Source organism: Streptomyces sp. NPDC002130 (assembly GCF_040296465.1).
GTDB lineage: Bacteria > Actinomycetota > Actinomycetes > Streptomycetales > Streptomycetaceae > Streptomyces.
Genome location: NZ_JBEOXI010000001.1, coordinates 1 through 13,695, shown reverse-complemented (window position 1 = coordinate 13,695; position 13,695 = coordinate 1). Strand labels below are relative to the sequence as shown.

General features: G+C 70.6%; 16 protein-coding genes. 4 read left to right on the top strand and 12 right to left on the bottom strand.

The window, feature by feature from the left end; genetic code table 11:
* Positions 1-10: 10 nt before the first annotated feature.
* Positions 11-1,300, bottom strand: coding sequence for an acetyl-CoA C-acetyltransferase (locus ABT116_RS00080; protein WP_351625499.1), 1,290 nt, complete (start codon positions 1,298-1,300; stop codon positions 11-13).
* A gap of 103 nt (positions 1,301-1,403) precedes the next feature.
* Here ABT116_RS00080 and ABT116_RS00075 point away from each other — a divergent pair, with 103 nt between their 5' ends.
* Together ABT116_RS00075 and ABT116_RS00070 are read left to right on the top strand one after the other, a co-directional pair.
* Positions 1,404-2,708 (top strand): 3-oxoacyl-ACP reductase, encoded by a 1,305-nt coding sequence (locus ABT116_RS00075; RefSeq protein WP_351625496.1) that lies wholly within the window; start codon positions 1,404-1,406, stop codon positions 2,706-2,708.
* On the top strand, positions 2,708-3,559 hold the full coding sequence (locus ABT116_RS00070; protein ID WP_351625493.1) for a MaoC family dehydratase: 852 nt from the start codon (positions 2,708-2,710) through the stop codon (positions 3,557-3,559). The genes ABT116_RS00075 and ABT116_RS00070 overlap by 1 nt, the downstream gene beginning before the upstream one ends.
* On the opposite strand, the gene ABT116_RS00065 is transcribed toward ABT116_RS00070, so the two are convergent.
* On the bottom strand, positions 3,547-4,212 hold the full coding sequence (locus ABT116_RS00065) for a TetR/AcrR family transcriptional regulator (RefSeq protein WP_351625490.1): 666 nt from the start codon (positions 4,210-4,212) through the stop codon (positions 3,547-3,549). The genes ABT116_RS00070 and ABT116_RS00065 overlap by 13 nt on opposite strands.
* A gap of 113 nt (positions 4,213-4,325) precedes the next feature.
* On the opposite strand from ABT116_RS00065, the gene ABT116_RS00060 reads away from it, so the two are divergent.
* Positions 4,326-4,751 carry a nuclear transport factor 2 family protein gene (locus ABT116_RS00060; protein ID WP_351625487.1) on the top strand — a complete coding sequence of 142 codons (426 nt, stop codon included), beginning with the start codon at positions 4,326-4,328 and terminating at the stop codon, positions 4,749-4,751.
* A 23-nt stretch (positions 4,752-4,774) separates the two neighbouring features.
* Here the strand turns inward: ABT116_RS00060 and ABT116_RS00055 are convergent, their stop codons facing one another.
* The 8 genes from ABT116_RS00055 to ABT116_RS00020 all read right to left on the bottom strand — a co-directional run bounded on the left by ABT116_RS00055 (position 4,775) and on the right by ABT116_RS00020 (position 10,442).
* Positions 4,775-6,085 carry a dicarboxylate/amino acid:cation symporter gene (locus ABT116_RS00055; protein WP_351625485.1) on the bottom strand — a complete coding sequence of 437 codons (1,311 nt, stop codon included), beginning with the start codon at positions 6,083-6,085 and terminating at the stop codon, positions 4,775-4,777.
* Between the two features lie 68 nt (positions 6,086-6,153).
* Complete coding sequence (locus tag ABT116_RS00050; protein ID WP_349636994.1) at positions 6,154-6,255, bottom strand: putative leader peptide; 102 nt, start codon at positions 6,253-6,255, stop codon at positions 6,154-6,156.
* Between the two features lie 139 nt (positions 6,256-6,394).
* Positions 6,395-6,694, bottom strand: coding sequence for a DUF4229 domain-containing protein (locus ABT116_RS00045; RefSeq protein ID WP_351625482.1), 300 nt, complete (start codon positions 6,692-6,694; stop codon positions 6,395-6,397).
* Positions 6,695-6,796: 102 nt separating this feature from the next.
* Positions 6,797-7,321: a GNAT family N-acetyltransferase gene (locus ABT116_RS00040; RefSeq protein ID WP_351625479.1), complete on the bottom strand. Its 525-nt coding sequence runs from the start codon at positions 7,319-7,321 to the stop codon at positions 6,797-6,799.
* A gap of 16 nt (positions 7,322-7,337) precedes the next feature.
* Complete coding sequence (locus tag ABT116_RS00035; RefSeq protein ID WP_351625476.1) at positions 7,338-7,988, bottom strand: UdgX family uracil-DNA binding protein; 651 nt, start codon at positions 7,986-7,988, stop codon at positions 7,338-7,340.
* A gap of 69 nt (positions 7,989-8,057) precedes the next feature.
* Entirely contained in the window at positions 8,058-9,221 is a 1,164-nt protein-coding gene (gene mqnE, locus ABT116_RS00030) for an aminofutalosine synthase MqnE (RefSeq protein WP_351625473.1), read from the bottom strand.
* A gap of 45 nt (positions 9,222-9,266) precedes the next feature.
* Positions 9,267-9,722, bottom strand: a complete 456-nt coding sequence (locus ABT116_RS00025; RefSeq protein WP_031141000.1) for an Lrp/AsnC family transcriptional regulator — start codon at positions 9,720-9,722, stop codon at positions 9,267-9,269.
* 57 nt (positions 9,723-9,779) lie between these two features.
* Positions 9,780-10,442 (bottom strand): UbiX family flavin prenyltransferase, encoded by a 663-nt coding sequence (locus ABT116_RS00020; protein WP_351625469.1) that lies wholly within the window; start codon positions 10,440-10,442, stop codon positions 9,780-9,782.
* A 115-nt stretch (positions 10,443-10,557) separates the two neighbouring features.
* On the opposite strand from ABT116_RS00020, the gene ABT116_RS00015 reads away from it, so the two are divergent.
* Positions 10,558-11,163: a rhomboid family intramembrane serine protease gene (locus ABT116_RS00015; protein ID WP_351625466.1), complete on the top strand. Its 606-nt coding sequence runs from the start codon at positions 10,558-10,560 to the stop codon at positions 11,161-11,163.
* On the opposite strand, the gene mqnP is transcribed toward ABT116_RS00015, so the two are convergent.
* The gene (gene mqnP / locus ABT116_RS00010) at positions 11,153-12,055 is read right to left on the bottom strand and encodes a menaquinone biosynthesis prenyltransferase MqnP (protein ID WP_351625463.1); all 903 of its coding nucleotides are present in this window, start codon (positions 12,053-12,055) and stop codon (positions 11,153-11,155) included. The two genes, ABT116_RS00015 and mqnP, sit on opposite strands and share 11 nt — an antisense overlap.
* Positions 12,052-13,503, bottom strand: coding sequence for a menaquinone biosynthesis decarboxylase (locus ABT116_RS00005; RefSeq protein ID WP_351625460.1), 1,452 nt, complete (start codon positions 13,501-13,503; stop codon positions 12,052-12,054). The genes mqnP and ABT116_RS00005 overlap by 4 nt, the downstream gene beginning before the upstream one ends.
* Between the last annotated feature and the right edge of the window lie 192 nt (positions 13,504-13,695).

The following is a 13,695-nucleotide window of genomic DNA, read 5'->3' as shown; positions in this document are numbered from 1 at the left end:
CCCCTCGTGGTCAGGCCCGCTCCAGGATCGCGGTCACCCCCTGCCCGCCCGCCGCGCAGACGGAGATCAGCCCGCGGGCGGGGGCGTCCCGTTCGGTGAGGAGCTTGGCCAGGGTGGCGACGATCCGGGCACCGGTGGCGGCGAAGGGGTGGCCGGTGGCGAGGGAGGAGCCGGCGACGTTCAGGCGGGCGCGGTCCACCGTGCCGAGGCCCCGCTTCTCCCAGGCGGCCAGCGTGGCCAGCACCTGGGAGGCGAACGCCTCGTGGATCTCGACGAGGTCGAAGTCGTCCAGGCCCAGCCCGGCCCGCTCCAGCATGCGCGGGACCGCGTAGGCGGGCGCCATGAGCAGTCCGTCCTCACCGCCGGCCACGTCACCGCCGACGAAGTCGACGGCCGCCGTCTCGTACGCGGTGAGGTACGCCAGCGGCTCCAGCCCGCGCTCGCGGGCCCAGTCCTCGCTCGCGAGCAGGACGGTGGCGGCGCCATCCGTCAGCGGGGTGGAGTTCCCGGCTGTCATGGTCGGATCGGGGTGATCGAGCCCGAACACCGGCTTCAGGGAGGCCAGTTTCTCCACCGTGGAGCCGGGGCGCAGGTTCTGGTCGCGGGCCAGGCCGCGGTAGGGGACCACCAGGTCCTGGAAGAAGCCGCGTTCGTACGCCGCCGCCAGTCGCCGGTGGCTGGTGGCCGCGAGTTCGTCCTGCGCCTCGCGGGGGATGCCCCGGGCGCGGGCGGTGACGGCGGCGTGCTCGCCCATGGACAGGCCGGTGCGCGGCTCGGCGTTGCGCGGGATGTCGGGGACGAGGTGGCCCGGGCGCACCTTCGCCAGGGCCTTGAGGCGGGCGCCCGGCGACTTCGCCCGGCGGACCTCCAGGAGGATGCGCCGCAGGGAGTCGTTGACGCCGAGAGGTGCGTCGCTGGCCGTGTCGGCGCCGCCCGCCACGGCCGACTCGGTCTGGCCGAGGGCGATCTTGTTCGCGGCGGCGATGACGGCCTGGAGTCCGGTGCCGCAGGCCTGCTGGATGTCGTAGGCGGGGGTGCGCGGGTGGAGTTGCGAGCCGAGGACGGTCTCGCGGGCGAGGTTGAAGTCGCGGGCGTGCTTGAGCACGGCCCCGGCGACGAACTCGCCGACGGCGCCCGGCTCCCGCAGCCCGTACCGCTCGACGAGGCCGTCGAGGGCGGCGGTGAGCATCTGCTGGTTGGAGGCGGTGGCGTAGGGGCCGTCGGAACGGGCGAAGGGGATGCGCGCTCCGCCGACGATCGCCACGCGCCGCACCGACGGCGACAGCTGCTGGGGGCTCATCTCGACCTTCTCCTCGTCCGTGCCATAGCCTTACCTCCGGTAACCTTACTCCAGAGTAAGCACGCTTGCCCCCGCCACTGCTTCGCCGGAACCAGGAGTTGGAATGGCCGACCGCTATCTACGTTTCACGGGTACCGCGCCCGGCCGCTTCCTCACCCGCCGGCTCGGGCTGCCGCAGCCCGCGGCGCTGACCCGCTGGTCCGCGGAGCGGCCCGCCCTGGACGGCGGTCTGCTGCACCTCACCGCGGGCCGGTCCGCCCTGGACCTGGCGCCGGTCCTGGCCCGTACGGGGATCGGCTCGGCCGGCTCAGGCCGTGCGGCGGCCGTCGTCCTGGACGCGACCGGCGTGCGGGACGTCGAGGGCCTGGCCGAGGTGCACGCGGCCCTGCACCCGGTCGTCCGGTCGGTGGCGGCGAGCGGACGCGTGGTCCTGCTCGGCGCGCCCCTCGACCCCGCCGACCATCACCAGGCAGCGGCCCAACAGGCCCTGGAGGGGTTCACCCGCTCCCTCGGCAAGGAGATCGGCCGTGGCAGGACGGTGAACCTGGTCCGGCTCACGGACGCCTCCGCCGCGGAGTCCACTCTGCGCTTCCTGCTGTCGCCCAAGTCGGCCTACGTCAGCGGGCAGGTGATCGAGGTGGGAGCACCCCACGAGACCGCTCCCCCCGACGGGGACCGCCCCCTGGCCGGCCGCACCGCCCTGGTCACCGGCGCCGCCCGGGGCATCGGCGAGGCGGTCGCCGAGACCCTCGCGCGGGACGGTGCCCGGGTCGTGGTGCTCGATGTGCCGCAGGCCGGGCAGGACGCCCGGCGGGTCGCCGAGCGGCTCGGCGGCACGGCGCTGCTGCTCGACATGACGGCCGCCGACGCGGGCGCCCGGATCGCCGAGGCCCTGCCCGACGGCCTGGACGTGCTGATCCACAACGCGGGCATCACCCGCGACCGGCGCCTGGTGAACATGCCCGCCGAACGCTGGGCCTCCGTGCTGGACGTGAACCTGGCGAGCGTGCTGCGCACCACCGACGCCCTGCTGAAGGAGGGCACGCTGAAGCGCGGCGGCCGGATCGTCGCCACCGCCTCGATCGCGGGGATCGCCGGCAACGCCGGCCAGACCAACTACGGAGCGAGCAAGGCGGGCGTCGTCGGCCTGGTCCGCTCCCTCGCGCCGCGCGCGCTCGACCAGCACGGCGTGACGGTCAACGCGGTCGCCCCCGGCTTCATCGAGACCAAGATGACGGCGGCCGTCCCGCTGTTCATCCGCGAGGCGGGCCGCCGTATGAACTCCCTCGCCCAGGGCGGCCTTCCGGTCGACGTCGCCGAGACCACCGCCTGGCTGGCCCACCCGGCCTCGGGCGCGGTCAACGGCCAGGTCGTCCGCGTCTGCGGCCAGAGCCTGCTGGGGGCGTGATGGCCGACTCCCCCGCTCTCACCCTCACCCGGTCCCCCTCCCTCGCCCCGCTCCTGGCCCGCGGCGCCCTCCTGTCCCCCTCCAAACGCCCGGGCCCGGACGCGGAGTTCCCCCGCACCCGGCTCGTCCTGCCCGGCGTGCGCATCGACCTCGCGCGGCTCGCGGCGTACGAGCGGGTCTGCGGTTTCCCCATCGGGGAGGACGCGCTGCCGGTGACGTATCCGCACGTGCTGGGGTTCCCCCTGGCCATGCGGCTGATGAGCGGCCGGGGCTTCCCGCTGCCGCTGCTCGGACTCGTCCACACGTCGATCACCGTCACCCGGCACGAGCGGATGGCGCCCGGCGGCTTGTACGAACTCTCCGTGCACGTCGAGGGGTTGGCCCCGCACCGGCGCGGCACGGAGGCCACGGTCGTCACCGAGGCGCGCCGCGGTGGTGCCGTCGTATGGGAGTCGAGCAGCACGTACCTGGCCCGGCACCGCACGCACCGGCTGACCGCGGTCCCCCGGGAGCCGGAGCCGCGGGGGCCGCTGCCCCGGGTCGACGAGTGGCGGCTCGCCGGTGATGTCGGGCGCCGCTACGGGGCCGCCTCCGGGGACCGCAACCCGATCCATCTGCATCCGCTCACGGCCCGGCTGTTCGGCTTCCCCCGGGCCATCGCGCACGGCATGTGGACCGTGGCCCGCTGCCTCGCCGCGCAGGACGTCCCCCAGTCCTGCCATCTGCGCGCGGAGTTCCGGGCCCCGGTCCTGCTGCCCGGGACGGTGACGTACGCGGCGCAGGACGGCCGGTTCGAGCTGCGCGGCCGTGAGGACCGCATCCATGTGACGGGGGACGTCTACCCGACGTGAGGGCCCGGCGGCTCCTCCGGAGGCGCCCAGGGCCGCCCCTCCATCAGGTCGCCGAGTCCCGCCCAGGCGAAGTTCATCAGCGTGGCCGCGGCCTGGCGGGCCGTGACGCCCGGGGTGGCGTTGGCCCAGGCGGCGAGCGACTCGGCGGCGCCGACCAGCGCCTCGGCGAGCCCTGCGACCTCGCGCTCGGGCAGGTTCGGGTCGCGGTGGGCCTCGCGGGCCCCGGCGAGGATCAGCTGGGTCACGAACGCGACGATCTCCTCGCGCATCGCGGTGACCTCGGCGGCGAACGGCTCGCCGTGGGTCCGGGCCTGGAGGTGCAGGACCGACCACGCGTCCGGGTTCTCGCCGGTGTGCGCGAAGAAGGCGCCGAGCCCCTCCCACAGTTGCCGGTCGGCGGGCAGGTCGCGGCGGACCCCGGCCCGTACCGCCTCGACGAGGGCTCCCGCCTCGCGGCGGATGCAGGTGGTGAAGAGGTCTTCCTTCGAGTTGAGGTACAGGTAGACCAACGGTTTTGACACACCGGCCAGTTCGGCGATCTCGTCCATCGACGCGGCCATGTAGCCCCGCTGGCCGAAGATCCGCACGGCGGCGTCCAGCATCTGCTGTTCACGGACCGCGCGCGGCATCCGCTTGGTCTTCACGGCACCCATGACGCTTAGCGTACGGGCCGAGCGGGTCATCGCCCCGCGGTGATCCGAGAGGCCGGGGGGTGCTGCCGGAATCTCGCCAGCCCATACGACTGCGGTGGCCTAGGGTCGCGAGCATGTCACCGCAGAGCCGCAGCGTCGTCCAGAACGCCTGGAGGGCCTTCGCCAGCCACGACGCCGACCGGATCTCCGCGGTCCTCACCGAGGACGCGGAATGGCTCGCGCCGGCGGGCAACGCCACAGCCGTCGCGCTGGACGCCCCCAGCCACATGGTCGGACGGGAGGCGATCGTGCGGTTCCTCACCGAGGACTTCCCCCGCCTGTTCACGCGGGACGTCACCGTCACCTTCCACGGGTTCCACGTGGACGGCGAGCGGGTGGTCGTCGAGGAGACCATGACAGCGACACTGGCCGACGGCAGCCCTTACGCCAACGACTACTGCTTCGTCTTCGAACTCCGGGGCGGGCTGATCCACCGGGTGCGCGAGTACATGGACACACCAAAGGGGCATCGCTTGCTCTTCGGCGAGTTGCCGCAGTAGCAGGCGATGCCCCCGGTGGTACGTCAGGCGGTCGCGGGGACCGGCTCGGCCTTGTCGCGGGGCTCGTCGAGCGGCTCGTCCAGGGAGGAGCCGTCGGCCGTGGCGTACGCCGTGCGGTCGAGCAGGTTCTCGCGGGCCGAGACCAGGACCGGGATCAGTGCCTGCCCGGCGACGTTGGTCGCGGTGCGGATCATGTCCAGGATCGGGTCGATCGCGAGGAGCAGACCGACGCCCTCCATCGGCAGGCCGAGGGTGGAGAGGGTGAGGGTCAGCATGACCGTCGCACCGGTGAGACCGGCGGTGGCGGCGGAGCCGACCACCGAGACGAACGCGATCAGCAGGTAGTCGCCGACGCCCAGCTGGATGTCGAAGATCTGGGCGACGAAGATCGCGGCGATGGCCGGGTAGATCGCGGCGCAGCCGTCCATCTTGGTCGTCGCGCCGAACGGCACGGCGAAGGAGGCGTACTCCTTCGGCACGCCGAGCCGCTCGGTGACCTTCTGCGTCAGCGGCATGGTGCCGACGGAGGAGCGGGAGACGAAGGCCAGCTGGATCGCGGGCCAGGCGCCCTTGAAGAACTGGACCGGGTTGGCCTTGGCGACGGTCGCGAGCAGCGTCGGGTAGACGCCGAACATCACGATGAGGCAGCCGATGTAGATGTCGGCGGTGAACGTCGCGTACTTGCCGATCAGGTCCCAGCCGTAGGTGGCGATGGCGTGGCCGATGAGACCGACGGTGCCGATCGGGGCGAGCCGGATGACCCACCACAGCGCCTTCTGGAGCAGGCTGAGGACGGACTCGCTCAGAGTGAGAATCGGCTGGGCCTTCTCGCCGAGCTGGAGGGCGGCGATACCGGCGACGGCGGCCATGAAGACGATCTGCAGCACGTTCAGCTCGGTGAACGGCGTGATGACGTCGGTCGGGACGATGCCGGTCAGGAAGTCGATCCAGGAACCGGTGGTCTCGGGCTTCCCGCCGTCCTTGGGCGTGAGGCCGGTGCCGGCGCCGGGGTTGGTCAGCAGGCCGATGATCAGGCCGATGCTGACCGCGATCAGCGAGGTGATCATGAACCAGAGGAGGGTGCGCGAGGCCAGGCGGGCCGCGTTGTTCACCTTCCGCAGGTTGGTGATCGAGACCAGGATCGCGAAGAAGACGAGCGGGGCGACCGCGAGCTTCAGCAGCCCGATGAAGGTGTCGCCGACCTTTTCCAGTGTCGTGGTCAGCCAGGACAGGTCCTGGTTGCGGGCGAGCCAGCCGAGCAGCACACCCAGGACGAGACCGGCGAGTATCTGGGCCCAGAAGGGCACCTTGAAGGACTTCGTGTGTGAGGACACGGACTGACTCCGTTGGGGGGACGCGTAGGGGAGCTGACGTGGGAGGGACGGCGGGGGGTTGCGTTACGTCAGGAACGACAGAAAGCGGACGCGCACCGACAGAGATCCACGTGCAGCCGCGCCACGAGCGGAACGCTCAGGGGCGAATGGGGCGCGACTGCTGACTTCATACCACGACCTTAACACCTGAACTTTGAGGACCCCAAAGCCTTCCTTTGGAAGGTGACGACGCACACACGCCCATACAACGCAATGCGCCCCGTTTCCGAGCATGTACGGAAACGGGGCGCTCTGAGCGTGCGGGGGTCCCTACGAGGTCTGCCCCTGGGTGCGGGCCGTGTCGTCGGCCACGTCCTCCTGGCTGCGGTTCGCGTCCAGGTTGGCCTTCATCCGGTCGACCCGCTGCGCGACCTGCACGGACGCCCGGTCCCGCTCCTTGCGCAGCGCGACCAGGCTGATCGGCGCGGAGATGAGCAGGGCCAGGGCCACGATCCACAGCCCGTTGCTGTTGCCGAGCCCGCGCGGGGCGATGCCGGAGTAGACAGCGCCCCAGACGACCACGAGGCAGCCCACGAAGATTCCGAGGCGCATCAGCGTGTAGCGGAGCATCTCAATCCACTCTTCCGGTTTCGAACGGTCGGAACGCACCCAAAGGGGCACCGCCCAGTGAAGCACGCCGAGCGGCCGATCTTGCAGGGGGGTCTTCGACGGTCAGGCGAGGGGCAGCAACATGACGACGTCGTCACGGTCCTCCCCCGGCGCCACCCGGATCGCTCCGGGGATCCGCCCGACCTCCTTGTAGCCGCAGGCCTCGTAGAACCGCTCAAGACCGAGTCCGCCCCGGCAGGTCAGCCGGATCGCCTCGATCCCGTCCATCGCCCGGGCCGCGTCCGCGGCGGCGCCCAGCAGGTCCCGCCCCCAGCCCTTGCCGTGATGCCTCGGGTGCACCATCACCGTGTACAGCCACAGCCAGTGCGTCATCAGATGGTGCGTGTTGAAGGTCAGGAACGCGGTCGCCGCGACCCGTCCCTCCTCGTCGTGCCCGACGAGCAGTTTGGCCCGCCCGTCCGCCATCGACGCGAAGTGCTGCACGAGCGCGGGGCGGATCTCCTCCCGCGTCACCGGCGGCACGTACCCGACGGCCCCTCCGGCGTTGGAGACATCGGTCCACAGGTCGAGCAGACCGTCACGCAACTCGGGGGTGATGGAGGGACCGAGCGTGAAGGTAAGGGGCATGACTGGATTGTAGCTATTACGACAGCGCGTCGGCCGCCACCTTCAGGTCCGACACCAGCCCCCGGTAGGCCGCCTCCCTGTCGTCGGACCGCAGCACCGACGACGGATGCACGGTCGGCACCAGCCGCTCCGGCCGCCCGTGGATCTCCTCCTCCAGCACCGTCCCGCGCACCTGCGTGACCCGGAACGAGGACCCCAGCAGCGCCTTCCCGGCCGTGGCCCCCAGCACGACGATCAGCTCCGGCTCCACGACCGCGAGCTCCGCCGCCAGCCAGGGCCCGCACGCGGTCATCTCCCGCAGGTTCGGAGCCTTGTGGATCCTCCGCTTCCGGGGCTCGGCCTGCGTGAACTTGAAGTGCTTCACGGCGTTGGTGACATAGGCCTCGGAGGGATCGATGCCGGCCTCCTCCAGGGCCCGGTCCAGCAGCTTCCCGGCAGGCCCGACGAACGGCTTCCCCTGCCGGTCCTCCTGATCCCCGGGCTGCTCCCCCACGAGCATGACCCGGGCGTCCTGGTGCCCGGCCCCGAACACGGTCTGGGTGGCGTCCCGGTGCAGCGGACATCCCCGACAGTCGGCAGCGGCCTCCCGCAGAGCGGGAAGCCCACCGCGCTCAGGAAGGAAGGGTTCAGCGGTATAGGCATCCTCAGACGCCTTGGTCCTGACCATGCCCCCCGGGTACCCGACTTAGGGGCGCGGGGAACTGCGCGAGCAACCCCCACGCACGGAAAGCCGCGATCACACCCGCATAGGCTGCGGCGATTCGCGTCGCTCAGGGTCCGGCCCCTCATACTCCCGAATGATCTCGTACCGCGTGTTCCGCTCCACCGGCCGGAACCCGGCATCACGAATCAGATCCAGCAGATCCTCACGCGTCAGCTTGTTCGGCGTCCCGTAGTTGTCCGCGTCATGAGTGATCTTGTACTCGACGACCGACCCGTCCATGTCATCCGCACCGTGCTGCAACGCGAGCTGCGCCGTCTGCACCCCGTGCATCACCCAGAACACCTTCACGTGCGGCACGTTGTCGAACAGCAACCGCGACACCGCGAAGGTCTTCAACGCCTCGGCACCCGTCGCCATCTGCGTCCGCGCCTGGAGGCGATTGCGCACCTTGCCGTCCTGCATGTCGACGAAGTCGTGCTGGTACCGCAGCGGAATGAAGACCTGGAAGCCGCCGGTCTCGTCCTGCAGCTCACGCAGCCGCAGCACGTGGTCCACCCGGTGACGCGGCTCCTCGATGTGCCCGTACAGCATCGTGCACGGGGTCTTCAGACCCTTCTCGTGCGCGAGCCGGTGGATCCGGGACCAGTCCTCCCAGTGGGTGCGGTGGTCCACGATGTGCTGCCGGACCTCCCAGTCGAAGATCTCGGCGCCACCACCGGTGAGGGACTCCAGGCCGGCGTCGATGAGCTCGTCGAGGATCTCCGACGCCGACATCCCCGAGATGGTCTCGAAGTGGTGGATCTCCGTGGCCGTGAACGCCTTCAGCGAGACGTCCGGCAGCGCCGCCTTCAGCTCGCGCAGCGACCGCGGGTAGTACCGCCACGGCAGGTTCGGGTGCAGCCCGTTGACGATGTGCAGCTCGGTGAGGTTGTCCGACTCCATCGCCTTCGCGAGCTTGACGGCCTCCTCGATGCGCATCGTGTACGCGTCCTTCTCCCCTGGCTTGCGCTGGAAGGAGCAGTACGCGCAGGAGGCCGTGCACACGTTCGTCATGTTGAGGTGCCGGTTGACGTTGAAGTGCACGACGTCGCCGTTCTTGCGCGTCCGCACCTCGTGCGCGAGGCCGCCGAGCCAGGCCAGGTCGTCCGACTCGTACAGCGCGATGCCGTCCTCACGGCTCAGACGGACACCCGCCCTGACCTTCTCCTCCAGCTCGCGCTTGAGCCCGAGATCCATGCCCACACCTTTCTACGACAACGTCCCAACCGTACGGCTACCGCTCTACTCCTCTTCGGGCAGCTCCCCGACCCGGTTCTCCCACTTCGTGGAGAGCACGATCGTCGTACGCGTCCGCGAGACGCCCTCGATGCCGCTGAGCCGCCGGATCATCTTCTCCAGGCCGTCGACATCCGCCGCCCGCACCTTGAGCATGTACGAGTCCTCGCCCGCGATGAACCAGCAGTCCTCGATCTCCGAGAGGTCCTTCAGCCGCTGCGCCACGTCCTCGTGGTCGGTGGCGTCGGAGAGCGAGATGCCGATGAGGGCGGTGACGCCGAGGCCGAGCGAGGCGGCGTCGACGGTGGCCCGGTAGCCGGTGATGACCCCGGCCGCCTCCAGCCGGTTGATGCGGTCGGTGACACTGGGTCCCGACAGTCCGACGAGGCGTCCCAGCTCCGCGTAGGAGGCCCGGCCGTTCTCCCTCAGGGCCTGGATGAGCTGCCTGTCCACCGCGTCCATTGCGATCGAAGCCTTCCGCTGAAGTTGTCGTTGAGTCCGATGAGGTTCCGGTACCGCTCAGCCGTCGCGGTGCGCACCGCCGCCGAGTTCACCCTGCCAACGGCGGTAGAGCCGGTGCGGCACGCCCGCCGCGTCGAGTACGCGTCCGGCGACGAAGTCCACCAGGTCCTGGATGTGCGTCGCGCCCGCGTAGAAGGCGGGTGAGGCGGGCACGACCGTCGCGCCCGCGTCGTCGAGGGTGACCAGATGCCGCAGGGTCTGGCCGTTCAGCGGGGTCTCCCGCACGGCCACGATCAGCTTGCGGCCCTCCTTGAGGGTCACGCTCGCCGCCCGTTGCAGCAGGTCCTTCGACAGCCCGAGCGCGACCCCTGCCACGCTCGCCGTCGAGGCGGGCACGATGAGCATGCCCTTGGTGGGGTACGACCCCGAGGAGGGCCCGGCGGCCAGGTCACCGGCGCTCCAGTGTCGTACGGCGTCGATGTCGACGGAGAAGGTGCCCGGCTTGCCGTCGGCACCCCGGGACAGCCATTCCCGCAGGTCGGTCTGCCAGTGGGCGTCCCGGAAGGAGATCCCGGTCTCGTCCAGCAGGGTGAGCCGGGAGGCCCGGGACACCACGAGATCGACGCTCTCGCCGGCAGCGAGAAGGGCCCGCAGCACGGCAGCGGCATACGGGGTGCCGGAGGCCCCGGACACCCCTACGATCCAAGGCGTACGCGGCATCTCGCCTGGCTTGACTGGGTTCACAACACCGAGCCTATCCGGCGCCGCAGGGTGGGAACCGGCCAAGGGGTGCGGGCCGTTGCACGGAGAGGACGAGCGAGCACTGGGGGTCGCCATGTCGGGTCCGCAAGCCGGGTGGTCGAACGGCGACCGTGCGCTGGCCGCGGGCAAGCTGATGCTCGCCTGGGTCGTGCTGCTGTGGGTGCTGGAAGTGGTCGACGTGGCCACGGGCCACGCGCTGGACGGCTTCGGCGTCACCCCACGCGACCCGTCCGAGCTGGTCGATGTCGTCCCCTCGTCCTTGATCCACTTCGGCTTCGCCCATCTGGCGGCGAACACCGTGCCGCTGCTGGTCCTCGGCTTCCTCGCCGCGCTCGCCGGCCTGCGCCGGTTCCTGCTCGTCTGCGCGCTGATCATCGTCGTCGACGGCCTGGGCGTCTGGCTCATAGCCCCGGACCGCACCAACACCGCGGGCGCCTCCGGCGTGATCTTCGGCCTGTTCGGCTTCCTCCTGGTCAGCGGCTTCGTCGAGCGCCGCCCCTGGGGCGTCCTGGCGGGCGTCCTGATCGCCGCGATCTGGGGCGGCTCGATCCTGGCGGGCCTCGCCCCGACCCAGACGGGCGTCAGTTGGCAGGGCCACCTGCTGGGCCTGCTGGCGGGGGTGGCGGCGGCGTTCGTGTTCCGCCGCGCCCCGGCGGCACCGCCCGCGCTCACACCGTGAGGCCACGCACCAGCAGATCCAGCAGCGCGCACACGAACAGGGCGATGCCGATGAAACCGTTGACGCTGAAGAAGGCGCGGTTCACTCGGGAGAGGTCGTGGGGGCGCACGATCGAGTGTTCGTAGAGGAACGCTCCGGCGACGATCAGCAGGCCCAGCCAGAAGAAGGCACCGGCGCCGGTGGCGAGGGCGTACCAGACGAAGAGGGCCGTGGTGAGGGTGTGGCAGACCCGGGCGCCCCAGATCGCCGCCGGGATGCCGAAGCGGGCCGGGACGGACAGGACGCCGATCTCGCGGTCGGTCTCCACGTCCTGGCAGGCGTAGATCAGGTCGAAGCCGCCGATCCAGATGCCGACGGCGAGCCCGAGGATCACCGCGTCCCAGGACCACTGGCCCGAGATCGCCAGCCAGCCGCCCACCGGCCCCATGGCCTGGGCGAGGCCGAGGATGGCCTGCGGGAAGTTCGTGAACCGCTTGCCGTACGGGTAGACCACCATCGGGATCACCGCGATGGGGGCCAGCGCCAGGCACAGGGGGTTCAGCAGGGCGGCGGCACCCAGGAAGACGGCCAGGGCGATCAGCGCACCCGTCCAGGCGTGCTTCACCGACATCGCGCCGGTCACCAGCTCGCGCTGCGCCGTGCGCGGGTTTCGCGCGTCGATCTCCCGGTCGATGATCCGGTTGACCGCCATCGCGAAGGTGCGCAGCCCCACCATGCAGACGGTGACCAGCAGCAGCCTGACCCAGTGGATGTTCTTGTCCCACTGGAACATCGCCGTGAGCGCGGCGATGTAGGCGAAGGGCAGCGCGAAGACCGAGTGCTCGATCATCACCAGCCGGAGGAACGCCTTGGTGCGTCCCGGCTGCGGGATCGCGGCGGAAGCGGAGGTCACAGGCCGTACTCCTTCCAGCGGCGGTCCACCTTCGCCGCCGTCTCCGGGTCCGACTCGACCATGTCCGGCCAGCCGCCGTCGCGGGTGTAGCCCTCCTCGGGCCACTTCTTCGTCGCGTCGATACCGGCCTTGCCGCCCCAGAACTGCTGGTAGGAGGCGTGGTCCAGATGGTCGACCGGGCCCTCGACGATGCTCAGGTCCCGGGCGTAGTCCGTGTTGCCGAGCGCCCGCCAGGCGACCTCGTGCAGATCGTGCACGTCGCAGTCGGAGTCGACGACCACGATCAGCTTGGTCAGCGACATCATGTGCGCGCCCCAGATCGCGTGCATGACCTTCTGCGCGTGCTTGGGGTACTTCTTGTCGATCGAGACGATCGCGCAGTTGTGGAAGCCGCCCGCCTCCGGCAGGTGGTAGTCCACGATGTCCGGCACGATGATCTTCAGCAGCGGCAGGAAGAAGCGTTCCGTCGCCCGGCCCAGGGGCCCGTCCTCCGTCGGCGGGCGGCCGACGACGATCGACTGGAGCAGCGGCCGCTTCCGCATCGTGATGCAGTCGATCTTCAGTGCCGGGAAGGGCTCCTGCGGCGTGTAGAAGCCGGTGTGGTCGCCGAACGGCCCCTCGGGCAGCATCTCGCCCGGCTCCAGCCAGCCCTCGATCACGACCTCGGCCTGCGCCGGCACCTGGAGCGGCACGGTCTTGCAGTCGACCATCTCGATCCGCTTGCCCGCGAGGAACCCGGCGAACAGGTACTCGTCGATGTCCCCCGGCAGCGGGGCGGTGGAGGCGTACGTCACGGCGGGCGGACACCCGAAGGCGATCGCGACGGGCAGCCGCTCGCCCCTGCGCGCGGCCACCTGGTAGTGGTTCCGGCTGTCCTTGTGGATCTGCCAGTGCATGCCGATGGTGCGCTTGTCGTGCCGCTGGAGCCGGTACAGCCCGAGATTGCGGACGCCGCTCTCCGGGTCCTTGGTGTGGGTCAGCCCCAGGTTGAAGAACGACCCGCCGTCCTTCGGCCAGGTGAAGAGGGCGGGCAGCTGGTCGAGGTCGACGTCGTCCCCGGTCAGAACGACGTCCTGCACCGGTCCGTCCTTCACCTTCTTCGGCGGTACGTGCGTCATCGCGCCGAGCTTGCCGAAGGCCTCCCGGACGCCGACGAAGCCGTGCGGCAGCTCAGGCTTCAGCAGCCCGCCGATCCGCTCGGAGATCTCTGCGTACGACTTCAGGCCCAGGGCCTTCAGCAGCCGCCGGTCCGTGCCGAACACGTTCATCGCCAGCGGCATGCTCGACCCGCGCACGTTCTCGAAGAGCAGGGCGGGGCCGCCGGACTTCTGCACCCGGTCGACGATCTCCCCGACCTCCAGATACGGGTCCACCTCGGCCTTGATGCGCTTGAGGTCGCCCTCGCGCTCCAGCGCCCTGAGCAGGGAGCGAAGATCGTCGTAAGCCATGGGGTCCAGTATCCCCGAGCCGCTACCCTGGCCTGGAACCACCCACCCGCTTCCGCTGAGAGGCCGCATGCTCCGGGTACTGATGTTCCTCGTGCCGCTGGCGCTCAGCGTGTACGCGTTCATCGACTGCATCAGCACGAAGGACGACGAGATCCGCCACATGCCCAAGCCGCTGTGGGCGCTCCTTGTCCT